This window comes from Arthrobacter sp. EpRS71 (assembly GCF_001512285.1).
Taxonomy (GTDB): Bacteria; Actinomycetota; Actinomycetes; order Actinomycetales; family Micrococcaceae; genus Arthrobacter.
In genome coordinates this window covers 1,719,707-1,741,276 of sequence record NZ_LNUV01000006.1, presented here as the reverse complement: position 1 = coordinate 1,741,276, position 21,570 = coordinate 1,719,707, and the positions used below count along the sequence as shown (strand labels likewise).

The window sequence follows — 21,570 nt, the reverse complement described above, 5'->3', positions numbered from 1 at the left end:
CCCCCGGTTCACGCCCGACGGCGGCCGGCACGGTTCCCTGCGAACCGAGCCGGCCGCCGTCGTACTTTTTAAAGCAACGCGGGGTCACTTATGGCCCCTTATGGGGACATAGGGGCCATAAGTGACCCCGCGTTGTGTATGGGCATGTCTCCCCATCGCGGCCGCTTGCAGCTCCGCCTAGGCTGGGACGAGACTTTTCGATGCTTGTTTACAGGGGGTTCCTCATGGCTGGGTTCTATGGCGCGGACATCGCGCAGCTTCGCAGTCTGGCTGGCGTGATGGGCAAAGCCGCCGACGCCATCAGCCTGCAAGGCACGCAGTTGTCCAACGCGATCAACTCCACCACGGCGTGGCAGGGCCGCGACGCCACCGTGTTCAAGGGCGACTGGAATTCCCAGCATCGGCAGAGCCTGGTCAAGGCCGCAAACATGCTGCGCGAGAATGCGAGCCAGCTGAAAAAGCACGCCAACCAGCAGGAATTCGCCAGCCACAACGACGGCTCGGGCACGTCAGTGGGCGTCCTCAAGGACGTCTACGACACCGCGATGGGCGTCAAGGGCCTGGCCGCGCCGCTGTGGACAGCGTACAAATACCTCAAGCTTGGCAACGCCGAATGGGTGAAGACCCGCGAAGTCCTGACCAACTGGCGGGCCGGCGGAACTGTGGTCCGCGACGCCATGACCGCGCTGCGCAATGGTGAGAAAGTCACGGACGTCCTCACTGACCTCAAAGCCAACATCCCCTACAGCCAGGCGTTCCAGGATGCCAGCAAGTTCTCCAAAGGCCTCCGCGTGGCCGGAGCGTTGGCGGCGCCGCTGAACATCGTGGGTGGCATCAGCGACATGATCAACCCCCAGCACGATGGCTGGCGCGGCACCGGCGACCGCATTGCCGGCGGCCTGTCCGTGGTTGGCGGTGTTGGAAGCATCATGCTCATGACGGCCGGCGGTGCGGCCTTGCTGGGGCCGATCGGTGCGCCGATCGTCATTGGCGCCGGCATAGTTGCCGGTGCCTGGGCACTGGGCAACCTCGTGGCCGACAACTGGGACTCCATCAGCAACTTCGCCCGCAACCCGGGCAGCTACATCGCCGACGGCGCCAAGGAGGTGGCAGGCTTCGCGAAGGACGTAGGCAGTAAGGTGGCAGACGGGGTCAGTGACGCCGCCAAGTCAGTCGGAAACTTTGTCGGAGGGATATTCGGATGACCACCAGCACCATGAAATGGACCCAGCGGGACGTTGAGGCCGCAGCGAAGGTCCTGGCTACGGCCAGCGCCACCGGTGCGCCCTTGCCCACGCTGACCGATGAAGAAGTTGTGGCACTGGACGGCGTTCAGCACGAACAGCTGGTTGCCCTGCCGTGGCTCTCAGCCCAGGACGCCAGCAAGGAGCTCATGTGCGCTATTGCCCTGCGCGGCCTGCTGGCCAAGGAACTCGTGTACCCGGTGGTCTTCGAGGGCGAAACTGAACCCTCGCGGCTGCACGCCACCGAGGAAATCACCGGCGCACTTACCCTCCGCCGCAGCGGCAGCAGCGTTGTCTCAGTGGAACGCACCGTTTCCACTGGCAAGCGCTGGCTCTACGGCTACCTTCACGATGACGGCGTGCTGCTGGAAGAAGTGGACGAGAGCGGCCTGCACGGCTTCACCGTAGTCACCCGCGATCAGCTGGTTCCACGCCTGGCCGAATTTGTGGACCCCCAGCAAGCCGCAGTGCGCGACACCGAGCCTGCCCTGTACACAGAGGCCCAGTTCGAGGCCCACGCCGCCACAGCCTTGGCCGACACTCAAGCCGCGAGCAACGTGGTGGCGTTCAACTCCGACACCAACGAATTCCCCACCGTCACTGTTTACACCGGCCCGTCCGGCGTCCACGTGCTGACTCCGCGCGTGGAGGGATCACCGGAATCCGATCTGCCGGAGCAGGGCGGAGCCGTGACCTTCGAGTTGCAGGAAACTTCCGCTCCTTCCTTGGCCCGCGTCCTGGGCGGGTTGGCCGGCCTGGCCTGACACTCCGCTCCACAACGTGCCGCCCAAAGCCGCATCCCGCCGTCGAGCTGAAAGCCCCTCATGAGCACTCCTAAACCCACAACCTCCACCGGCTTGGTGGATCCGCTGACCGGACGCGCTGTCCGCCGCCACACCGATACCGGCGCGTACTTCGTCAAAGCCTCCGGAACAGCGCACTTCTGGGGCCGCGTGCTGGATGCCGTGGTGTTCCTCATGGGCTACATGGTCCTGGCCGTGATCGCCGTAATGGTCCGGGAGGCCATGATGAACAGCGGCTCGGCCTTGGGATACAACGACGGTTTGTGGCTGACGCTCTACGTGGTCCTGTGGTTTGTTGGGCTGTTTATTTACGGCATGATCTGGGGATCCGTGGGAAGCGTGGGCGACGCCGCGGCGGGCATGCGCTCTGTGCGGATCAAGAACGGCACGACGGCGGGAGCCTGGTTGGGCGGTTGGCGTGCCATCTGCTGGTCTTTCTTCCCCTTCTTCGTGGTGATGCTCATTGCCTCCGCCATCAGCGGCGGCGGAGATGACACCTGGGACCCGAAGTTTGCAGCCCTGGACCGGCGCTCGGGAATCGCGCAAGGCCAGCAGCCCATCCCGGACCCCAAGGCAGCGGCGGCAGAGCAGGCGGCCGCGGCAGAGCGACAGAACCTGCCCAACCTCTACGGCCAGCGCCCGGATGCACGGCCGTAATTGGCTGGTTCGCCGGGTTGAACGCAGGCTCGGTCCTGAGCTGGGGCAGCTCCGCTACATAGCCTCCTCACGCAAGATCTTCTGGAAGGCCCTGCTCCCCTGCCTTGTTGTGGGTTTCGCCTTTGGGACCATCGCCGAGTTCGTGAGCCCCATCCGCTCCACGCGGGAAGCCGGACACTTCAATGACCCCGCATTCTTTGCTTTGACGAGCATCCTTACCGGCCTTCTGCTGTGGTTCATGACCCTCTTGGGGAGCTTCCGGAAACTGCTGGTCTTCGACGGCGGGCTTGTGGCCAAATATTCCCAGTCGAGTACCCGTCTGATATTTGCTTGGGGTGACATCGTCCCCGGGACCATCAAAGCCGTGACAACGGTGGACGGCACGGATCCCGATCGTCGCCTGACTGCCCGCCGGAAGATTTCCTTGGGTGCAGGTGGGCGGAATGCCCTGGTTTTCAAGGCCCGTGACACGTTCTGGGTTTTTGCCTCCAACAGCGACCCCGCTCCCCTGGTTCTTGCCATCCAAGGGGCCATGCAGGACGCCGGAATACCCGACGCCCCGCGTGCAGCGGCAGGTGCGCTGCCCGCCGTCGTACTGACGGGGCGCACGGCGCTCGACTGAGCCGTTTTGCCCTTGACGTGGCAAATGTGGCTCTTGCAGACCGACTACCAGCCGGTAGCATGTGATCCACTATGTTCACTCTCACCATCAACCAACGCGACAGCCGCCACGACGGCGATCTTGTGCCGCAATTGCTCAAGGACCTGCGGCACATTCCTGCGCGGCTCGACTTTGACCGATCGGTTGAGGATGAGGTTCAGGGCATCGTGGAGGGCAGTCACCAAGCCGTGGAGACGGCCCTGATCGCGCTCCGGTCCGGCCAGTGGTACGTGGGCATCGGAGTGGGACCCATCAACGAACCCCTGCCCAACCTGGTCAAGGACGCATCGGGCCATGGCCTCGTGTACGCCCGAAGGGCAGTGGATCGTCTTCGCAACGGCAAAGAACGTGTCCCCGTGGCAGTTGACGGGCCCCTCGCCGCCTTGGCTTCAGAGGCTGAGGCAGTGCTGCGCCTCCTCGGACACATTGTGCAGCACCGGAGTGCAGCGGAATGGCGGGTACTGGATCTGCTCACGCCGGGTGTCCGAGGTCAGCAGAAAACGGTCGCCCAGGAACTCGGCATCACCACACAGGCAGTGAGCAAGGCGCTGGCCCGCGCACAGTGGGCAGAGGAACACGCCGCCCGCCCGGCCGCCGCCCGTTTGCTGCAGATGATTCTCGACGTTCGCTGACGAGAGTACTGCTGAACAGGAGGTCCCATGCCATACACCGTTGATTTCAAGACTGTCTCTACAGTCGGCCTGGAATCCTCACCGGTAGCCGAGGCCGCCGCTGGGTTGCGTGCCAATGAGGCCCGCTATTTCCAGAACAAGTACCACCACGTTTTTGTGGTGAGCCCGGCACGTGAGGTTCCGGAGGTGGTGGACCGGGTCAGCCGGATCCTTCGCGAAGAGCGCGACATTGCTATTGAGTCCCGCCCCTTGGAGGCCACTGCCTTCCACGTTGAAGACCTGCATATGGCCTACGTCTTCTACGAATCAGGCCTGGCCATCAACGTGATGTACAGCCTCGAGGACGGGAAAAGGGCGGTTGGTTTCAAGCTGGCCGATGGGATGGAGATCCCCGTCGAGTTGGAAGCAAAGTTCAAGTTTGCCCGGCAAAAGTCGAAGCTCGCCGGTACTATCCGGGGCTCTTACTTCGTCATCAAAGGCGAGTACCCACCCGCACCCGCCCAGACGCAGGCCCACCCAACTAAGTAGCAGATCAGGCCGTTCTCAGCCCTCAGAACGACGCCAACTGCTACTTAGTTGGGTTGGCGGGGCGCGTTACTGACTGCTGATGTTGTCCTTCGCAGTCCCGGCGCGGTCCTGGACGTCCGCGGCGGCTGCCTGGCCCTCGTCCTTCACGTTGGCCGCAGCTTCCGTGGCGCTGTCCTTGACGTTCTGCACGGCATCCTGAGCCGGTTCGCGCAGGTGCTCAGCAACTTCCTGGGCGGCGTGGCTCAGCTCATCGGTCAAGGGCTGCGCTGCTTCCTTAACAGCTTGGGCAGCTTCCCGTTCCCGCTCAGACGCCGGGAAAAGGGAGGCCACCAGCAACCCTGCGCCGAAGGCGATGAGGCCTGCGGCAACCGGACTGCCCTGAGCCTTACGGGTCAACACCTGAGGAGCATCGCCAAGATCCGAAACGGCGCTTGAAACATTGCCGGCGACGTCGGACACGGCCTCGCCGGCCCGGTGCGCGGCGTTGCCTGCAGCAACGCTGGCGTCATCGCGAGCGCCGAAGACCGCAGTCTTGATCTTGTCTACCCGGCGGTTGACGATGTGCGACGGCGTGACCTTGTCAGCCACCGCATCAACGTTGGTACTGAGCCGCCGGCGAGTTTCTTCGATATCGGCGCGCAGGGCGTCGGGGTTCTGCGTCATCGTGTCTCCTCAGTGTTCGGTTTCAAAGCGGGCGGTATTTCCTTGACCGTCTCAGCGGTCTGGGGCATGCCCTTGATGGTGTTCAGTTCCTTGCGGCCCAGCGTGGCCAGCACCGCAGCGACGATTCCCCAGATGACCGCGACAATGACGGCGGACCACCCGAGGCCAACAAGCTGGCCCAAGGCCCACCACAGGGCAATGGACAAGAACAGCACGGTGATGTGGCCGGCATACGCGGCTCCACCCAGCATCCCCGCACCCTTGCCTGCCTTGGTGGCGGACTCCTTCAATTCCGCCTTGGCCAGCTCCACTTCCTGCCGCATCAGCGTAGAAACATCACGCGTCAGGTCGCTCAGGAGCTCACCAAGGGGAAGCGTCTCCGCCTTCATGTGGGCTTCTGTGGGGGGCAGATCGGCGGGACTGCTCATCGGTGACCTCCATACCGGGGGTCATCGGGCTGGGGGTCATCGGGGTGGAGCGGTCCTGCCAGCGGATCTCCCTGAGCCTTAACGCCACCGGCCTCGGTTTCCGGGTACGGGAGCGTGGATCCTTCGTAGCCGCCGGTGGTACCGGCGTCGTATCCGGTGGTACCGGCGTCGTATCCGGTGGTTCCGGCGTCGTATCCCGTGGTGGCGGCAGTGCCGTATCCGGTGGTGGTGGCCGCACCGTATCCGGCGGTGGTGACCGTCGGCCCGGGGAGGTCCACTGCCGGAGGAGTTACCGCGCCGCCGGCGCTGGGGTTGTAGGCGGTGTGAGGTGTCCGGGCAGCATCAGCTGAACCTGTAGATCCGGCATCGGAAGCGTTGCCTGCCATGCCCCGACCCAGGCGGCCCGCAAGGACACCGGCGCCGGCAGCAAGCAGCAGGAAGGTTCCTGGCTTGCGGCGGGCGAAGCCCTTGACTTCGTCCAGCAGCGAGCCGGGATCCCGGCCCTCCAGCCACTGGGCGATCGAGGAAGATCGCTGGGCTGCTTGCTGGACCAGGTCCGTGGCAACGCCACCGTTTTCCGTGGAATTGGCCATAGTGGACAGCTCATCGGAGATGGATCGCAGGCCCTCGGCAACCCTTTGCTGCTGGGCTTGGGCTTGATCGGACAGCTCACCCTTGGTTTGAGTGAGCAGCTGGCGGGCGTTCACTTTGACCTCGTGGGCCACGTGACCAGCCTCGGACTTGGCAGTGTCCACGACACCGCTGGCGGCGTCGCCAACGGCACCGGCAACTCCTGCGGCTTCTTGCTTGGCGGTGTGGACGGTTCCGGAATCAGCAGAACCGGCGGCTGCACCGGTGGTGGTGGTTCCCGAAGTTTCTGTTTCAACGTCCGGTGAGTCCAGGTAGCTTCCGGTGAAAGGTTGGGTCCCGGACTGGGTCCCTACCCTCGGCGTTGCGAAGCTTCCGTCCTGCGGAGATTGGCTCTCAGTCATTGTCGCTCTCTTTCCACAGTTGGCAGGCTGCGGACAGCAGCCGGGATAGTAAGTATCGTTACTATCAATGGGTGTGTACCCGCTTGCGGCGCTTCCAATCACCATCGCAGAGGAAATTGATGCATAGCTCACGTTCACCACTTTCCGCTCGACAGGTGACGCCATACCTGCGAACGTTGGCTTGATGAGCCAACTGCCAAGCAGGCGGCGGCTGATCCCCGCGCTTCGAAAGACCGTTACCCGCCACCGCATCCTCTTCGCGGCCAAAACAGCCGTTGCCGCCGGGCTCGCCTGGTACCTCGCGCCCTTCATGCCAGGATCCGCAGCCGCCTATCCGTACTACGCACCCTTGGGCGCCCTGGTCAGCATGCACCCCACCGTGGCGGACTCCGCCAAACATGGGCTGCAAAGCCTGGCGGGACTGGTCCTGGGCATTGGCATGGCCTTCGCCATCACCACTGTGGCAGCGCCCACGGCCTTGGCCGTTGCTTTGGTGGTGGGCCTGGGCGTGCTGATCGGCGGCCTTCCCCGGCTGGGCACCGCGTCCGAATGGATTCCCATGGCAGCTCTGTTCGTGCTGGTGTTGGGAGATTCAAACGCCGAAGGGTTCTCCTTTGCGTACGTCCTCCAGATGGCGCTGGGCGTCACGGTCGGTTTCGCCGTGAACTGGCTGGTTTTCCCGCCCCTGCACCTCGACGACATTGATCCCGCAATCGCCGGCCACCAAGGCGCTTTGTCCCGCCAGCTCAAGGACATGGCCAAGGCAATGCAGGAGTCGTGGCCACCCAACCACGAGGCATGGGCAAGCCGCAGCGATGAACTCTCCCTGACCGCGGCGGCGGTGCGGACTGCGGTGCACCAAGCTGAGCTGAGCGCCAAAGCGAACCCCAGGTCCCGCCGTCGGGCCACCCGCCTTCCGGGTGATTTGGCGGAATTGCGGACGCTCGAGCGGCTCACGTTCCACGTTCAGGACATTACCGACGTCCTGGCGAGCGCCATCTGGGAGGAAGGCGCCGGGACAGTCATCCCAGATGCCGTAGTGGGCAATCTGGCCGAGTCCCTGAATGCCGTTGCGGCCGTGATAGATCACTGGCGGGATGCGGAATCCGGCGAATTGGCCAGTCGCCTGGCGGAGGCGAAGGACAGCATCACAGCCCTCGGTGATGCTGTGGCCGACGCCGCTGCCAACCAGTCCCCTGTCAATGCGCCGGCATCGGTGGCCATGAGTCTGCGCCGGATCCTGACCGTGGTGTTGTCAGAAGGCTAGTGGGCTAGCGCGGTCTCAGCGGAGGCGAGCCCTTCCGGCCTTTACCTGCACCGATCCCGTCCAGCATCTCCGCCAGTGCCTCCAGCGAAGAATGCTTGGGTGACCAGCCCAACAGGGCGTGAGCACGAGCCGTGTCCATGATGGGCGCGTTGGCCGCTATGTCCACCCATCCGCCGTCGGTCACCTGCAGCCTGAGCCGCCAACTGCCCTCGACGACGGCGCGCAGCACCGCCAGCGGGAACGGCATCACCCGCCGGGCGTTCAGTATCCACGCCAAGGCGTTGGGGTCGATGACCGGCTCGGCAGCGATGTTGAACGCGCCTTCCGCTTTGCGCTCCACCACACGCCAGTAGGCATCTGCGACGTCGGCCGTGTGGACTGCCTGGAACACCATCTCCCGGGGGATGGCGAGCAGCGGCAGCCACGGCTTCCGCGGAACCAGCCGAGGCAGAACCCGTCCCAGGAAGTATCTGCCAACCTCGCTCCCGCCACCGGCACTGAACATCAGCGCAGGGCGGAGCCGTGCCACCACAACGTCGGGGGTTTCCTTGGCAAAAGCGTCCAAGAGCCTTTCCTGCGCTGCCTTGTCCACGCTGTAGTGGGAGCTACGGATGCCGCCGGCGGGCCAGCCTTCCTTGGTCCGCTGGTCTTTGGGTGCCGGCGAGTACGCTCCCACGGATGACGCGCACACCACGTGCCCCACTCCCGCTTTCCGCGCGGCGGCGAGCACGTGGGATGTTCCGGCCACATTGGTCCGGCGGAGCATCTCCCGGTTGTGGTTCGGTTGAATCAGCCACGCCAAGTGAACCACGGCATCGGCTTCTGCCAAGGCTGCTTCCAAGGCAGGCTGATCCTCGGTGGCGCTGATGTCCAGGGTGTGCCACTCCACGCCGTGATACGGGGCGGCGTCCTGGTCAGGTTGACGCCGGACCACGCCCACCAGTTCCAGGTCCGCGCCCTCTTCAGACCGTGCCCTCTGGAGCCGCGTCAGCAGTTCCGTGCCGCCATGTCCTGTTGCACCGATGATCGCAATGCGCATGATTGGCTCCTCAGGCCTGCGGGGTTTCGCCCGTGGAACGGATGCGTTCCAGGACCGCTGTAGTGGAGTGCTCAGGCACATAATCCAGGATGGTCACCGTGCCGCCGTAGCGTTCCACCGCTTCGGTTTCCTGGAGCATTTCCGGCGTGTAGTCGCCGCCTTTGGCGTAAACATCCGGCCGGAGGAGCTCTATGAGCGGAATGGGCGTGGGGGTTTCAAACACGGTGACGTGGTCCACGCAGCTCAAGGCGGCGATGACTGCCGCGCGGTCGGCCTCGTGGTTGACCGGCCTGTCCGGGCCTTTGAGCTTCCGCACGGAAGAATCGCTGTTCAGCGCCACCACCAGCACGTCTCCCAGTTGCTTGGCTTGGTTGAGATAGCGGGTGTGGCCACGGTGGAGGACATCGAAGCACCCGTTGGTGAGCACAATCCGCTTGCCCTCCCGGCGATGCTCCTCCACCTCCCGGGCCAACTCGCGGTCCGTCAGCGCTGTATCGGCGAACCCTCGGAGGTGGTTTGCCAGTTCTTCAGTGGTGCACACGGAGGTGCCCGGCCTGTGCACAACGACGTCTGCGGCGGCTTGGGCCAAGTCCACACTGGTGGTCAACGGCAATCCCGCGGCGCGGGCAATGGTCAACGCCGCCACGAACGTATCACCGGCGCCCGAGGCCTGCTTCTCCGCCTGAGGCCGGGCCCACGTCCGGTGCGTTGACGGATTGTGGGTGGCGCTGTTGGGCCGGATGGTCAAGGTCCCCTCCCGGTCTAAAGTCACGACGACGGCGGCCGCCCCCGATGCGCGCAGGAGCTGGTCCGAGTGGGCTTCCACGAAGGGGCACCTGGCAGCTCCCCCGGGGAATTCGGTGCCGAGCAGCCTGGCCGCTTCCTGCGCATTCGGCGTAGCGAGGTCCGGATTGAGGTGGGCCCAGCGTCCCGGATGGTGGGCGTCCACTACTACCAGCGTGTTCTGCCGGACCGCTGGGAAGCCGGCCCCTGCGCCCTCGGGCTGCGATCCCTCGGGCTGCGGCCCATCAGTCTGGGGCCCCTCAGTCTGCGGCCCCAGATTGTCGAGAATCGCCTCTCTCATGCAACCCTCCAAAGCACCCGCACCGTAGTCGCAGACGACCACGGCAGATGAGCCGGGGAGGGCGTCGGGAAGAGCAGCGGCCATATGGCGGAGGCCATCAACAGGGACCTCACTGGCGGCGTCATCCAAGCGCAGCATCACCTGGCCGCCGCTGCTCACACGGAATTTGGTGGTGGTGGTCATGTCCGCATGGGACACAACATGCGAGACGTCCACCCCCGCGGACTTGAGCTGCTCAACGAGCGTGCGACCCCCGAAATCCTCTCCTACCAAGGAAACAAAACGCACCTCAGCCCCCATTGCGGCGAGGTTCATCGCCGTATTCGCCGCACCTCCCGGGGCGAAGTCCCGGCGCTGGACTTGAACCACAGGGGCCGGGGCTTCCCGGCAGAACCGCTCAATGGTTCCATCCCACCAACCGTCCAGGATGGAGTCGCCGATGACCGTCACAACGGGACGTGCCTCGGCCAGGCGGCCTGGCAACCAGTTAGCCAGGCCCTCTTGACTCGCCAGGCCTTCTTGATCGGCCGGTCCCTCGCGATTCGGTAGGCCCTCTTGATTGGATAGGCGTGCCATGGGGTACCTTCCGATTGGGCTTGGAGTTTCCTGTTCCCCTCAGGTACCCCGAGGGGCGGGCTTCACACGCCGGACCCGGGAGTTTCCGCACGGAATCACACGAGCCCGAAGCTCCGGAAGAACCCGCCCGCCGCTTTGCCAGCGAAAGGAATCAGCCATGGAAAAGCCACTGATGACTCCAAACGTCGGCGTGGGTCCAGTGCTGGAAAGGTTCAGCGACGTCAAGCGGATAGCGGTCCTTAGGGGCGGTGGGATGGGAGACCTGATCTATACCTACCCGGCCCTCCACGCAATGAAGAACGCCTACCCCAACGCCACCATCACGGTTTTGGGCACGCCTATCCACGCAGCGGTCGCGGCCGCAACGGAAGGTCCCGTTGACGTCGTCGAGATGTTGCCCGTGGCGCGCGGTATCCACGACGGTCCGCGCAACGGCGAGCGCTTTCAGGACGATGCGGAGGACGCGGCGGCACAGGACGCCTTCATCGAGGCGATGCGGGCCAAGGAGTTCGATGTTGCCTTCCAAATGCACGGCGGCGGACGGTTTTCCAACCCATTCCTGCTCCGCCTTGGCGCGCGGCATACCGTGGGCACGCGCACCAGGGACGCGGAGCCGTTGGAGCGGAACCTTGACTACGTCTATTACCAGAACGAACCGGCCCGCTGGCTGGAAGTGGCAGGACTCTCCGGAGCTCCGAGCATCGGCTCCCCTCCCCTGCGTCCCAGGCCTGAGCATCAGCAGAACATCGAGGGAATGCGGGATCCCCAGCGGACGTCGCTGGTAGTGGTCCACCCTGGTGCCACCGATCCGCGAAGGCGATGGCCGGCGTCGTACTTTGCGGAAGCCGTTGCGGCATTAGTGCGGGAAGGAGCCCAGGTGCTGATCGTGGGTGACCCATCAGAGAAGGCCTTGGCACAGGAAGTAGCGGAGTCGGCGGCCCGGCAGCTGCCGGAGGTGAGCAGGAGCTCTCCAGGTCCGTGGCCGGCGAGCAGGACATTGGGGACCTGGCAGCTCTGCTGGCGGATGCAACAGTCATGCTCGCCAGCGACAGTGGTCCACGGCACCTGGCCCAGGCATTGGGCACGCCCACGGTGGGGATCTTCTGGGTGGGAAACGCCATCAACGCCGGCCCCCGCGGGCGCGCCTTGCACCGCATTCAGATGTCGTGGGTTACGCAGTGCCCGCGCTGCGGAGCGGACGTCACCCAGGTGGGGTGGACGGCACCGCATTGCGGCCACGACGACACTCTGATCAAGGGCATCGCCGTGGCCGACGTTGTTCAGGACGTGCTGGACCTTACGGCCACGAGCCTTCTTCTGCGGGGCAGATGAGGAGCTCACGGACCTCGCTGCCGAACGGCTGGGAAAGGGCGAACACCACGGCCTGCGCCACGTTGGCGGGGTCGTTCAGCTTGGAATCGTCCTGCGGCTTGTACTGCTCGTCGCGATCGTCAAAGAAGTGGGTCTTCATGCCACCGGGGATGATGGTGGTGACGCCGATGACGCCGCCGGTTTCGGCCGCCAAGGCCCTGCTGAAGCCGATCACGCCGAACTTCGAGGCACAATACGCCGTGGCGTCCGGGAGTGCCCGGAGACCCAGCGTGGAGGCGATGGTGATGGCCCGGCCGCGGGATCCCTTCAAATAGGGCAGCGCCGCCCGGACTACGGACACCGTGCCCAGGAGATTCACTCCGATGACCTTTTCCCATTCCTCCGCCGGGACGTCGCCCAACTTGCCGCAGCGATCAATGCCAGCGGCTGTGACCACCCCGTCCAAGCCGCCCAGGGTTTCCGCGGCCTCTTTGACGGCAGCTTCCACGGCTTCACGGTTGGAGACATCCACTTCCAAGGCTTTGGCACCGGAGACACTGCTGACATCGCGGTCAAAGACAAAGGGTGTGCCGCCGGCGTCGCGGATGGCTTCCACGATCGCAGCGCCAAGGCCGGAGCCGCCTCCAGTAACGATGACGCGGCCAGGATTTTGCGTGTTCATGCGATTCCTTTCGGTTACGGGTGCGTTGTGTCAGCTGACTTTGGCCAGTGCTGCAGCCAGGCCGCTGGTGGAGCGTGCCGGGTGGAAGGGCACTGTGACGCAACGCCCTCCCCATCCCGCCACCAGGCGGGCTTCCGGTAATTCTTCGGGGGTGTAATCACCGCCCTTGACCCAGATGTCGGGCCTGATCTCACTGAGGCAGGCCTCGGGAGTGTCCTCGCCGAAGACCACCACGGCGTCAACGGAACCCAATGCCAGCAGCAACTCCGCGCGGTCTTCCACGCTGACGATCGGCCGGTGCGCGCCCTTAAGCCGGCTCACCGATTCATCGGAATTCAGGCACACGATGAGGCAATCGCCCATGCTGCGCGCGGCAGCCAGCGTCCGGGCGTGGCCGGCGTGGAGGAGGTCGAAGCAGCCACCGGTGGCTACCACCGTCCCGCCTCTGGCCCGCACGGCATGAGCCAGGTGGACGCCGTGCGGGTGCAGGTCACCAGGGTCAAGGAGTCCCAAGCCTTTAAGTTCGACGACGGGACTGGGCTCGTTCTCGGGACTGGCCTCGGTTGCGGGGCGCGGCTCGGTTGCCGGGCGCAGCTCCTGTGTTCCATCCGGCGCCGGCGCGTCTGCCACCACCGCCAGCGATGCTGCTCCGCCCGCAGCGAGAAATGCTGATGCGTCCTCCACGGCCTTGGTCGCCGCCTGATCGAGGTCGAGCCCCATCCCCAAATGGACGGCCAGGCTTCCGGCCAGCCTGTCGCCGGCTCCGCACGGATCGCTGACGTTGGTCCTTGGCGCAGGGATGCCTTGTGCCGCGTCAGCCGCGGGGAGAAGGAGTGCCCCCTCTTCACCTTTGGTCACCAGAACGGCGCCGCTTCCCCATCTTTTGAGCAGGTACCGGCCTGCCTGTTCGGCGCCAGTGCACGACGATTCCAAGCCACCCGCTCTCGCGGAGGCCAGAGCCTCGGCAAGGTTGGGCGTCACCACGGCCACTCCCGCCACGGGCGCGGAACCGGCAGGATGCGGGTCCCACACCACCGGGACACGCCTGGCAGCGTCGGCGACGGCTGAACGGATGTCAGTGTTGGCGGTGATTCCCCGGCCGTAGTCGGCCACCACGATGGCGTCCGCCGAGGCAATGGCAGCGAGCATTTGGGCTGTACAGGACGGGACAGGAGCGGGGGCGCATCCTTCATCGAACCGGACCATCGAATGTGTCCCGATCCTCACGCGGGTCTTGGTGGGCGTCGAGGCGAGCGGGGCTCCCGTAAGCACCAACACGCCGGACAGTGCCCGCATTAGGTGGCTGGCGCCGTCGTCGTCCGAGAGGGCGGTGACCAGCGCGACGTCATGGCCGTCGTGCGCGAGCACTGTAGCCACCAGCCCGGCGCCACCTGCACGACGCCGGATATTGGCGACGTCCACCACGGGCACCGGCGCGTCGGGGCTGAGCCGGGTGGCGGTTCCGTTGATGTCGACGTCCAGGAGGACGTCCCCCACCACGGTGATCCTCATGGCCTCCGCGCTCCGAAAGATGGTGAGCCGGATCCGGCCCGCCGGGCTACCTCGGCATCAACAGCCCGGCACATGGCGTGGATGGCGATGAGGTGGCCTTCTTGGGCATTCGCGGAGATCGCATCAACGGTGATGGCTTGATCGCAGGAGTCGGCCAGCGGGTTGGGGCCGGCGCCGGTGAGTGCCCACGTGACCATGCCACGTTCCTTGGCGGCACGCACAGCCTTGATCAGATTGGGGCTGCGGCCGCTGGTGGAAAGGAGGATGAGGACGTCACCGGCCCGGCCGTGGGCCCTGACTTGGCGGGCGAAGACTTCCTCAAAACCATAGTCGTTGGAGAGTGCGGTGACGGCGGAGGACTCTGCGTGGAGTGAGATCGCGGAAAAGGGGGCGCGTTCCTCATCGAACCTGCCCACCAGTTCGGCAGTGAGATGCTGCGCCTCAGCCGCTGAGCCACCGTTGCCGGCCGCCAACAAGCGTTGCCCGGACAAGAGACGTTTGGCCAGCACCGTTCCCCACTCGGACAAACGGCCCGACTGCGAGCGCAGGGAGTCCAGCGCTGGCAGGACGTTGTCCAGGTGCTGGGTCACCGCGGCGATGTGGGTGTCAGCGGGATCGGCCGCCCATCGCGCCGACACAGTGTTCGGAACAGCGGAAGGGGCCGTGCCTTGAGTCGTCACAGGGCCCTGGATAGTCACGGCGCCTTTGATAGTCACAGCTTTGATAGTCACATCTTTGATAGTCACAGTGCCGTTCCTTCCAATGGTTCCAAGCTTTCGCCGGCTTGCCGGGATAGGCCTGCCGCCAGAACAGATCCGTAGGCTTTCTCGGTGACCGCGGCGATCCGTTCCCAGGAGTAGCGTGAGCGTGCCCGGCGTGCCCCGGCTCGGCCCATGTCGGCGCGAAGATCCGGATCAGCCAACAGCTTTCCGAGCGCCACGGCCAAGGCTTCGGGATCACGTGGCGGGACATGCAGCCCGGTTTTCTGATCCACCACCGTTTCCCGGAGGCCGCCCACGGCTGCCGCCACCACAGGGATGCCGCACGCCATGGCTTCAAGGGGCACAATGCCGAACGGCTCATACCAAGGGGCACAGACCACGGCGTCCGCGCTGCGGAAAATGCCCGGCATCGCATCCCGCGGGACCTGCCCACGCATGGTTACTTTGTCCTCCACGCCGAGTTCCTTTGCCAGAGTATGGAGCCTTTGGGCCTCCGGGTCTTCTTCAAGCGTCAGGGCGTCGCCGGAACCCCCAACAATCAAGAGCTCAACGTCGTTGAAGCCAGCCTCGGCCAGCAGTGGAAGGGCCTGGATGATCAGATCCACGCCCTTGCGTTGCACGAGGCGTCCCACGCTCAGGATCCGGTGCGTGCGGGTCTTGGGTTCGGCGTCGGACGTTCCGGGAAACAAGGTGAGGTCCACGCCGCAGGGTGCGATGGAAATCCTGGACCGGTTGATGCCAAAGGCCATAAGTTCGAACACCTCGTCCGGGCAGGTGGCAATGACCCAGCTGGCGGTGCGTCCTACCCACGGTTCCAGCCATTCACGGGCAGGAGGGCTGGTGTCAGCAGCGCCTTGGTGCCTCCGTTTCACCGACCCCAAAGCGTGGAAGGTCTGCACCACGGGGACCGGAAAGTCAGCGCCAGCCCGGCGGGACGCCTGGAGGGCAGCGAGCCCGGACATCCAGAAATGAGAGTGCAGCACGTCCGGCACGTCGCCTGCCCAGTCTGCACAGATCCCGTCCGCCAGCTCTCCCATGTACGGCAAGAGATGGTCCTTGGGAATGCGTCGTGCGGGACCGGCGTCCACATGAACCACGCTGAGCCCCGGCCCTACCTGCACCTTTGCAGGAAGGTCCGGGTCATCCCGCCGCGTGTACACCGTGACCTGATGGCCGCGATCTGCCAGGGCCGACGAAAGCGCTGCCACGTGGACATTTTGCCCCCCGGCGTCGACGCCTCCCAACGCGGCCAGCGGACTGGCGTGTTCGGAGACCATGGAGATTTTCATGGGTGCGTCCTCTCAGTATCTTGGCGGGCATCGGCAACTTGGCGGGCGTTTGCTGTTCCGGTCTGCGGGCTGCTTCCGCTGCGCGAGCCTTTGGGGAGTTCGGCCAGGAGTTCGTCCCAGGCCCCAAGAAACTTGTCCAGTCCATATCGTTGCAGCGCGGCCTCTCGGGCAACCATGCCCATGGCGTAGGCGTCGTCGGGATCATTCAGCAGACGTCGGGCGAACCTCTGGAGATCGCCGACGTCGTTGGAGACCAAGCCTGCACCGCGCGGAATGGCGCGGCTCGCCTCGGTGGTGGCCAGCGCCAGGACGGGCATGCCAAGGTGCATGGCTTCCAGCAGCGCCAACCCGAGGGAGGTCCAGCGGAGCGGGTGGAGGTACAGCCGGCAGCGGGCCAGTTCCTGGTGGAGTGTAGGAGCCGCGACATCCCCGGCAATGCGGAGCCTTTTCTCGCTGAGGCCGAATTCTTTGAGGTTCAGTGCTTCCGGTAAGGCCTCCGTCCCCATGCCGAAGACCCGCAGCGGCGCCACGCCCGCGAATCCGGGCAAGAGATCGGTTCCGGTGACTCGACCGCGCCGGACAGGCTCGTTAACCACCACGCCCATTTCTTCCCGCTCACCGGTGTACAGATGCCCGGGATCCGGAATCCCATGCTCGATCACCGTGGTGGTCGCCGTGCCCGTGTCCCAGAAGAGTTGGTTGAAATGGGTCACGTGGACCACGGGAATGGTGCTCTGGTCCGCCAATGGGTGCAGCGTGAACGGGACGTCGCCTTTGGGGGTGTTGTGTTCCAGGTACACGGCCGGAAGGTCAATTCCCGGGCGGCGGCCGAGGCTTCGGGCAACGGCTGCGATTTCTTCCGGCCGCTGAAGGACCACAGCGTCAACGCTGGCAGGGTCCAGGGTTTCCACGTTCACGTCCTGCGCGGCGACAGGCCACTCACGTCCGCCTCGCCCCAAACCCCACGCGCCGCCGTCGGACGATTTCGGCAGGAGGTACTCATGCCGGCCGCGGACGAATGCCTCCATCCACCCGCCGTGGACATGCCACACCAGGATCCTCATGGCTTCCAAACCTTTCGTCGGGTGGACAGGGATGACACGCCGCCCAGGAGCCGTTCAACAGCTTCCACAACCTGCTGCGGCGTGACCGAGCTCAAACAGGGATGCCCGGCCACCGGGCAAACACGGGCCCGGGTGTTCTTGCAGAGCGCCTCCTGGTCGCCCAGGAGTTCCAGCGGGACGCCGTAGGGCGCCCAGCGGATAGCCGGAACCACCGGGGCAAACAGGCATACCACCGGCGTTCCCACCGCTGCCGCCAGATGGGCGGGGCCGGTATTGCCGGTGACCACGACGGCGGCTCCCGCCAGTACCGCTGCGAGCGTCCGAAGGTTGGTTCCGCCACCGAGGTTCAGAGCGGAGGGGCCGGCCACCGTTGCCGTGAGTGAGGTTTCGCCCGGGCCGCCTGTTACCACCACCCGGTGCCCGTACGCTTCCAGAAGTTCCACGGCTGCTGCGTGGTGAAGGGCGGGCCACGCCCTTGCCGAAGCAGCGGATCCTGGGTGGACAACAATGTACTGGCCCCCGTCAGCCAGGTCTTCGGCTACGCCGTCAGGGTCCGGGCCGGAGGTGATGTGCAGCTTCCCGTCGTCGCCGTTGGGCAGCACATACCCGCCGGCCTCTGCGATGGTGAGCGCCCGGAACGCTTCCGGTTGTTCCTCCGGGAAGTCCTCGCCCGGTTTGAGCCGAACGTCCAGGAGTGAGCCCGCATAGTCGGTTGATGCGCCCGTGATCTTGGTGACGCCGGCCAAGCGCAGGAGCATCGCCAACGGAAGCGGGGACTGATGGAAGGAGGTGAGAATGACCGCTTCCTGTATCCGTGAACTGCGGACGAAGTCGATTAAGCCCCGGGTCATCTGCTCCGTGACAGGGGGCGCGGGATTCACAATCCACGGGCACGCCCACGTGTGCACTTGTGTCACCCCGGGCAGCATCTCCGCCGCGCTGGAACCTTCGGGACCGCAGAGCAGAACCACATCATTGGGTCGGCTGCCATCGGGGCGGCTTCCGTTCGCCACGGCACGCAAGGCAGGTCCTGAAAGGAGGACGTCGCCCATGCTGTCCAACCGGGCTACCAGGACCCGGCTCATAAGCGGGCATCCTGTTCGGCCAAAGCCCCGTCCGTTTCCCCGTCCAGGGCCCCGCCTGCATCCCCGTCCGAAGCCCCGGAAAGCAGGAGGTCCACAGCCTGGACCAAGTCCTCGGCAACACTGGCGGCGGCCTCGATCTCCTCACGTCGAGTGAGCCTTGTTGGTACCAACACAGCTCTGGCCCCCGCCGCGGCGGCTGCTTCCATGTCGGCACCGATGTCACCCACGAACGCGGCCTCGGCAGGTTCGATACCCAGGGTGTGGCAGGCTTCCACGATCATTCCCGGCTCAGGTTTGCGGCAGGAGCAGCCGTCCTCCGGTCCGTGTGGACAGAATCCCCACACGTCGAACGGGCCCAGCAGCTGATCCACCCGCCGGTTGACGGAATGCATTTGCTCCATCGTCAACAGCCCCCGTGCCACGCCTGACTGGTTGGTCACCACTCCCGTGGCCATCCCGGCCCGACGAACCATTTGCAATGCTTCACGGGCACCGTCCATGGGTCGCACCAGCTGCGGATCGCCGTTGTATGGCACGTCAACAACCAGTGTTCCGTCGCGGTCAAACAGGACCGCCTTCAACGTTACGGTTCCTCCCATACCCGCAACGTTCCCCGCTTCTCCCGGCGCTAAACAGTGCGGCCCCCAGAAGTTTCCTCCCGCTAGACTCCTAGCGGGAGGCCACCTTGGACACAGCCTTGGACAGTCATGAGAGCAACGATCAGCCCTTGCTTCTTGCCCTGCGCGCCCTGAAATTAGGGGATTTACTGGTTGCCGTCCCGGCACTCCGTGGCCTGAGTCGGGCGTTCCCTGAGCACCGGATTTTGTACGCCGCGCCGGCATGGATTGCCGAGGCTTTGGAGTTGGTGGGGGGCATCTTCCACCTGCCAACCCCTGGGCTCGATGACCCCCTCAGAGTCCCCCGGGGTGCCGTGGATATCGCCGTCAACCTGCACGGGAACGGCGCTGAAAGCCGTCTGCGGATTGAGGAACTCCAAGCCAACCGGGTGGTGGCGCATGCTTCCAACGGGATGGACGGCCCGGAGTGGATCACCGGCATTCCGGAACGCGAGCGCTGGACCAGGCTGCTCAACTGGCACGGGATCGATGCCGATCCCTCGGATTATCGGTTGAACCGCCCCGCCGTCGCGTCGCCGCGGCCCGGCGCCACCGTGGTGCATGTGGGCGCGGCTTATGGCAGCAGGCTGTGGCCGGTGGAGCGGTTCGCTGACGTCGCGGTGGAGCTTACCGCGGCCGGGCACGAGGTGGTTCTCACAGGCGGCGCATCTGAGCGCGGGCGCGCTGAGGAGACGGCTGCCTTGGCGAAGCTCAAAGGAGCGAACCTCGACGACGGGTTGCTGGCCGGGCGCCAAGGGCTCGCCGAGTTTGCGGCCACCATTGCCGATGCCCGCCTTGTGGTCTCGGCCGACACCGGTGCGGCGCATCTTGCGTCCGCGTATGAGCGCCCCTCGGTAGTGCTGTTCGGCCCAGCGCCCGTGGAAGAGTGGGGACCACCGCCCGGACCGCACGTGGTGCTGACCGCCGTCGAACTCCGCCGTGGTGACGTGTTTTCCGCCGATCCTGATCCGGCGCTGTTGGCCGTCAGCGTCCTCGACGTTTTGGACGCGGTGGAGCGCATGGGCTGCTAGTTGCCTGCGCTGGTGCGTGGTTAGGGGGCCGTCCCGTCGCGCAGTTGTGCTTCTTCGTCCAACAGTTGCGTTTGGAGGGACACCAGGATCTTGGCGAGCTTCCGCGAGACCTGCATTTGCGACATTCCCAACGCCTCCGCGATGGTGGACTGCGTTTCCTCGCGGTAATAGCGGCGGTACAGCAAATGCCGGTCCGAGGCGCACAGGCCGCGGATGGCGTTCCGCAGAGCCAGCACGTCCTCGAGCCGGTCTGTGGGGCAACCGAGGGCCGAAAGAGTGCCCTGAAGGCCATCACGCCCTTCGGATGCCGGGACATCGAGGGAATCCGGGCGTTTGCTGGTGCCCGCCATCAATGCCTCGCGGACCTGGCACGGCTCCAGCTGCAGATCCTCCGCCACCTCTTCCGGCGAAGGCGTGCGTTGCAGTGTTTGCGTCAATTCCTCCGTCCGGGCCAGCACTTGCCGGCGGACATCCTGGATGGTCCGTGGCGGGCGCACCACCCAGCAATGGTCGCGGAGGTAGCGTTTGACCTCCCCGGCGATGGTGGGGGCTGCGTAGGCAGGGAAGCTCACGCCTTTGGCTTCGTCGTAGCCGCGCGAGGCCTTGATGAGGCCCATGTACGCAACCTGTCTGACGTCGTCGAGGTCGTGGGTGTGGGCGGAGTATCTGGCGGCAATGGACTTCGCCAGATTGAGGTGGTCCAGGACCAAACTGTCCTGGAAGCTCTCCCGAATGCTGCCTTCGGGTTTGCCTGCGGCCGGCCGGGTGCGGACGCCAAGGGGAGGGACTTGTCGCATGGGACTTCAATCCTCGAACAAGCTGGAAAGGGTGAGCCCACGGCAAGACTCCTTAAAAAGAGAAGCACACTTACTATTAGCTTTCAACGGGTCCCCGGGGTTAGTCTCAAAAGGTAGCCTCATCCACGGATCGGAGATCCACATGGAAGACCCCCAACTCGCAGAGACGAGCACGGTACTGTCCGATATTCAGGACTTACTGCTCAACACGCCTGACGTTGAAGCGTTCCTCGAAGAGTTGGCCCGGCACTCGGCCACCATGTTCAGCAGCCCTGAGGCGGAGGTTTACTGCGGAATAACGCTGATGCGTCACCGGACAGCCGGCACGGTGGCCAGCAGCAGCGAACGGGCAAGGCAACTGGACGAGGTTCAGTACGCTTACGCAGATGGACCCTGTCTCCACGCTTGCCGCGAAGGCGCCCAAGTCCATATCCCGGACTTCGAAAAAGACACCACGTGGCCCGACTACAACCAGGCCATCACCGGCCACGGTGTTCGTTCCGTGCTCGCGGTTCCCTTCCCACTTCCGGACCGCACCTCAATGGCCGGCCTCAACCTCTATTCCGATCGCCCCAATGCCTTTGACCAGCCTGCTGTACAACGCGCAAACGACTACGTGGGGCAGGCATCCAAAGGGCTGCAGCTGGCCGTGCTGATCGCACAGCACAGCCAAACGGCCGCCAATCTGCGGGCAGCGATGGAGTCACGGACAGTGATCGACGTCGCCACAGGCATCATCATCGCGCAGAACCGCTGCACCCAGGAGGAGGCGATGGAGCTCATCAAGAAAGCCTCCAGCAACCGGAACGTCAAGCTTCGGGTAGTGGCTCAGGCCATCGTTGAATCGGCCGGCGGCGGGCCCATCCAGACCGTCTTCAAGTAGCGT

The 21,570-nt window shown here is 65.0% G+C and carries 23 protein-coding genes and 1 pseudogene; 11 read left to right on the top strand and 13 right to left on the bottom strand.

Annotation, left to right across the window (positions count from 1 at the left end):
• Window positions 1-224 precede the first annotated feature (224 nt).
• The 6 genes from AR689_RS18355 (at window position 225) to AR689_RS18330 (ending at window position 4,525) form a co-directional block, all read left to right on the top strand.
• The gene (locus AR689_RS18355) at window positions 225-1,205 is read left to right on the top strand and encodes a hypothetical protein (RefSeq protein WP_062072442.1); all 981 of its coding nucleotides are present in this window, start codon (window positions 225-227) and stop codon (window positions 1,203-1,205) included.
• Window positions 1,202-2,008: a hypothetical protein gene (locus AR689_RS18350; RefSeq protein WP_062072440.1), complete on the top strand. Its 807-nt coding sequence runs from the start codon at window positions 1,202-1,204 to the stop codon at window positions 2,006-2,008. Before AR689_RS18355 ends, AR689_RS18350 begins: the two co-directional genes overlap by 4 nt.
• A 60-nt stretch (window positions 2,009-2,068) precedes the next feature.
• A complete protein-coding gene (locus AR689_RS18345) occupies window positions 2,069-2,704 on the top strand; it encodes an RDD family protein (protein WP_062072438.1) in 636 nt (211 codons plus the stop codon).
• Complete coding sequence (locus tag AR689_RS18340) at window positions 2,691-3,326, top strand: hypothetical protein (RefSeq protein WP_062072436.1); 636 nt, start codon at window positions 2,691-2,693, stop codon at window positions 3,324-3,326. The genes AR689_RS18345 and AR689_RS18340 overlap by 14 nt, the downstream gene beginning before the upstream one ends.
• 71 nt (window positions 3,327-3,397) lie before the next feature.
• Window positions 3,398-3,997, top strand: a complete 600-nt coding sequence (locus AR689_RS18335) for a hypothetical protein (RefSeq protein ID WP_062072428.1) — start codon at window positions 3,398-3,400, stop codon at window positions 3,995-3,997.
• A 27-nt stretch (window positions 3,998-4,024) separates the two neighbouring features.
• Entirely contained in the window at window positions 4,025-4,525 is a 501-nt protein-coding gene (locus AR689_RS18330) for a DUF8821 family protein (protein WP_062072426.1), read from the top strand.
• Between the two features lie 66 nt (window positions 4,526-4,591).
• On the opposite strand, the gene AR689_RS18325 is transcribed toward AR689_RS18330, so the two are convergent.
• The 3 genes from AR689_RS18325 to AR689_RS18315 are packed head-to-tail and all read right to left on the bottom strand — an operon-like array spanning window position 4,592 to window position 6,608.
• A complete protein-coding gene (locus AR689_RS18325) occupies window positions 4,592-5,188 on the bottom strand; it encodes a DUF3618 domain-containing protein (RefSeq protein ID WP_062072424.1) in 597 nt (198 codons plus the stop codon).
• A complete protein-coding gene (locus tag AR689_RS18320; protein ID WP_062072422.1) occupies window positions 5,185-5,616 on the bottom strand; it encodes a phage holin family protein in 432 nt (143 codons plus the stop codon). Before AR689_RS18320 ends, AR689_RS18325 begins: the two co-directional genes overlap by 4 nt.
• On the bottom strand, window positions 5,613-6,608 hold the full coding sequence (locus tag AR689_RS18315) for a hypothetical protein (RefSeq protein ID WP_197412922.1): 996 nt from the start codon (window positions 6,606-6,608) through the stop codon (window positions 5,613-5,615). The genes AR689_RS18320 and AR689_RS18315 overlap by 4 nt, the downstream gene beginning before the upstream one ends.
• Window positions 6,609-6,792: 184 nt before the next feature.
• Between AR689_RS18315 and AR689_RS18310 the strand changes: the two genes are divergently transcribed.
• Window positions 6,793-7,875: an FUSC family protein gene (locus AR689_RS18310; protein ID WP_231745587.1), complete on the top strand. Its 1,083-nt coding sequence runs from the start codon at window positions 6,793-6,795 to the stop codon at window positions 7,873-7,875.
• A 4-nt stretch (window positions 7,876-7,879) separates the two neighbouring features.
• Here AR689_RS18310 and AR689_RS18305 read toward each other — a convergent pair whose 3' ends face one another.
• Together AR689_RS18305 and rfaE2 are read right to left on the bottom strand one after the other, a co-directional pair.
• Complete coding sequence (locus AR689_RS18305; protein WP_062072420.1) at window positions 7,880-8,914, bottom strand: NAD-dependent epimerase/dehydratase family protein; 1,035 nt, start codon at window positions 8,912-8,914, stop codon at window positions 7,880-7,882.
• A 10-nt stretch (window positions 8,915-8,924) separates the two neighbouring features.
• Window positions 8,925-10,574, bottom strand: a complete 1,650-nt coding sequence (gene rfaE2, locus AR689_RS18300; RefSeq protein WP_062072418.1) for a D-glycero-beta-D-manno-heptose 1-phosphate adenylyltransferase — start codon at window positions 10,572-10,574, stop codon at window positions 8,925-8,927.
• Between rfaE2 and AR689_RS23795 the strand changes: the two are divergent.
• Together AR689_RS23795 and AR689_RS23675 are read left to right on the top strand one after the other, a co-directional pair.
• A pseudogene (locus AR689_RS23795) lies at window positions 10,573-11,457 on the top strand (glycosyltransferase family 9 protein); the annotation flags it as partial. The gene rfaE2 and the pseudogene AR689_RS23795 overlap by 2 nt on opposite strands.
• Before the next feature lie 95 nt (window positions 11,458-11,552).
• Window positions 11,553-11,906: a glycosyltransferase family 9 protein gene (locus AR689_RS23675; RefSeq protein ID WP_286158885.1), complete on the top strand. Its 354-nt coding sequence runs from the start codon at window positions 11,553-11,555 to the stop codon at window positions 11,904-11,906.
• Here the strand turns inward: AR689_RS23675 and AR689_RS18290 are convergent.
• The 7 genes from AR689_RS18290 to AR689_RS18260 form a co-directional block, all read right to left on the bottom strand.
• Window positions 11,872-12,567 carry an SDR family oxidoreductase gene (locus AR689_RS18290; protein ID WP_062072416.1) on the bottom strand — a complete coding sequence of 232 codons (696 nt, stop codon included), beginning with the start codon at window positions 12,565-12,567 and terminating at the stop codon, window positions 11,872-11,874. The two genes, AR689_RS23675 and AR689_RS18290, sit on opposite strands and share 35 nt — an antisense overlap.
• A 30-nt stretch (window positions 12,568-12,597) precedes the next feature.
• Window positions 12,598-14,079, bottom strand: a complete 1,482-nt coding sequence (locus tag AR689_RS18285) for a PfkB family carbohydrate kinase (RefSeq protein ID WP_062072414.1) — start codon at window positions 14,077-14,079, stop codon at window positions 12,598-12,600.
• Window positions 14,076-14,717 carry a D-sedoheptulose-7-phosphate isomerase gene (locus tag AR689_RS18280; protein ID WP_231745654.1) on the bottom strand — a complete coding sequence of 214 codons (642 nt, stop codon included), beginning with the start codon at window positions 14,715-14,717 and terminating at the stop codon, window positions 14,076-14,078. The genes AR689_RS18285 and AR689_RS18280 overlap by 4 nt, the downstream gene beginning before the upstream one ends.
• Window positions 14,718-14,821: 104 nt before the next feature.
• Window positions 14,822-16,090, bottom strand: coding sequence for a glycosyltransferase (locus AR689_RS18275; protein ID WP_062072412.1), 1,269 nt, complete (start codon window positions 16,088-16,090; stop codon window positions 14,822-14,824).
• Window positions 16,087-17,154, bottom strand: coding sequence for a glycosyltransferase (locus AR689_RS18270; protein WP_062072410.1), 1,068 nt, complete (start codon window positions 17,152-17,154; stop codon window positions 16,087-16,089). Before AR689_RS18270 ends, AR689_RS18275 begins: the two co-directional genes overlap by 4 nt.
• Window positions 17,151-18,239 carry a glycosyltransferase family 9 protein gene (locus AR689_RS18265; protein WP_062072408.1) on the bottom strand — a complete coding sequence of 363 codons (1,089 nt, stop codon included), beginning with the start codon at window positions 18,237-18,239 and terminating at the stop codon, window positions 17,151-17,153. The genes AR689_RS18270 and AR689_RS18265 overlap by 4 nt, the downstream gene beginning before the upstream one ends.
• A complete protein-coding gene (locus AR689_RS18260) occupies window positions 18,236-18,838 on the bottom strand; it encodes a D-glycero-alpha-D-manno-heptose-1,7-bisphosphate 7-phosphatase (protein ID WP_082698053.1) in 603 nt (200 codons plus the stop codon). The genes AR689_RS18265 and AR689_RS18260 overlap by 4 nt, the downstream gene beginning before the upstream one ends.
• Window positions 18,839-18,924: 86 nt before the next feature.
• Between AR689_RS18260 and AR689_RS18255 the strand changes: the two genes are divergently transcribed.
• Window positions 18,925-19,887, top strand: a complete 963-nt coding sequence (locus AR689_RS18255; protein WP_062072406.1) for a glycosyltransferase family 9 protein — start codon at window positions 18,925-18,927, stop codon at window positions 19,885-19,887.
• Between the two features lie 20 nt (window positions 19,888-19,907).
• On the opposite strand, the gene AR689_RS18250 is transcribed toward AR689_RS18255, so the two are convergent.
• Entirely contained in the window at window positions 19,908-20,684 is a 777-nt protein-coding gene (locus tag AR689_RS18250; RefSeq protein ID WP_062072404.1) for a sigma-70 family RNA polymerase sigma factor, read from the bottom strand.
• A gap of 142 nt (window positions 20,685-20,826) precedes the next feature.
• On the opposite strand from AR689_RS18250, the gene AR689_RS18245 reads away from it, so the two are divergent.
• Window positions 20,827-21,567 carry a GAF and ANTAR domain-containing protein gene (locus tag AR689_RS18245; RefSeq protein WP_062072403.1) on the top strand — a complete coding sequence of 247 codons (741 nt, stop codon included), beginning with the start codon at window positions 20,827-20,829 and terminating at the stop codon, window positions 21,565-21,567.
• Window positions 21,568-21,570 lie beyond the last annotated feature (3 nt).

Coding starts and splice junctions, on each gene's coding strand:
- AR689_RS18355 (WP_062072442.1), top strand. CDS start 225: ATGGCTGGGTTCTATGGCGCGGACATCGCGCAGCTTCGCAGTCTGGCT.
- AR689_RS18350 (WP_062072440.1), top strand. CDS start 1,202: ATGACCACCAGCACCATGAAATGGACCCAGCGGGACGTTGAGGCCGCA.
- AR689_RS18345 (WP_062072438.1), top strand. CDS start 2,069: ATGAGCACTCCTAAACCCACAACCTCCACCGGCTTGGTGGATCCGCTG.
- AR689_RS18340 (WP_062072436.1), top strand. CDS start 2,691: ATGCACGGCCGTAATTGGCTGGTTCGCCGGGTTGAACGCAGGCTCGGT.
- AR689_RS18335 (WP_062072428.1), top strand. CDS start 3,398: ATGTTCACTCTCACCATCAACCAACGCGACAGCCGCCACGACGGCGAT.
- AR689_RS18330 (WP_062072426.1), top strand. CDS start 4,025: ATGCCATACACCGTTGATTTCAAGACTGTCTCTACAGTCGGCCTGGAA.
- AR689_RS18325 (WP_062072424.1), bottom strand. CDS start 5,188: ATGACGCAGAACCCCGACGCCCTGCGCGCCGATATCGAAGAAACTCGC.
- AR689_RS18320 (WP_062072422.1), bottom strand. CDS start 5,616: ATGAGCAGTCCCGCCGATCTGCCCCCCACAGAAGCCCACATGAAGGCG.
- AR689_RS18315 (WP_197412922.1), bottom strand. CDS start 6,608: ATGACTGAGAGCCAATCTCCGCAGGACGGAAGCTTCGCAACGCCGAGG.
- AR689_RS18310 (WP_231745587.1), top strand. CDS start 6,793: ATGAGCCAACTGCCAAGCAGGCGGCGGCTGATCCCCGCGCTTCGAAAG.
- AR689_RS18305 (WP_062072420.1), bottom strand. CDS start 8,914: ATGCGCATTGCGATCATCGGTGCAACAGGACATGGCGGCACGGAACTG.
- rfaE2 (WP_062072418.1), bottom strand. CDS start 10,574: ATGGCACGCCTATCCAATCAAGAGGGCCTACCGAATCGCGAGGGACCG.
- AR689_RS18290 (WP_062072416.1), bottom strand. CDS start 12,567: ATGAACACGCAAAATCCTGGCCGCGTCATCGTTACTGGAGGCGGCTCC.
- AR689_RS18285 (WP_062072414.1), bottom strand. CDS start 14,079: ATGAGGATCACCGTGGTGGGGGACGTCCTCCTGGACGTCGACATCAAC.
- AR689_RS18275 (WP_062072412.1), bottom strand. CDS start 16,090: ATGAAAATCTCCATGGTCTCCGAACACGCCAGTCCGCTGGCCGCGTTG.
- AR689_RS18270 (WP_062072410.1), bottom strand. CDS start 17,154: ATGAGGATCCTGGTGTGGCATGTCCACGGCGGGTGGATGGAGGCATTC.
- AR689_RS18265 (WP_062072408.1), bottom strand. CDS start 18,239: ATGAGCCGGGTCCTGGTAGCCCGGTTGGACAGCATGGGCGACGTCCTC.
- AR689_RS18260 (WP_082698053.1), bottom strand. CDS start 18,838: ATGGGAGGAACCGTAACGTTGAAGGCGGTCCTGTTTGACCGCGACGGA.
- AR689_RS18250 (WP_062072404.1), bottom strand. CDS start 20,684: ATGCGACAAGTCCCTCCCCTTGGCGTCCGCACCCGGCCGGCCGCAGGC.
- AR689_RS18245 (WP_062072403.1), top strand. CDS start 20,827: ATGGAAGACCCCCAACTCGCAGAGACGAGCACGGTACTGTCCGATATT.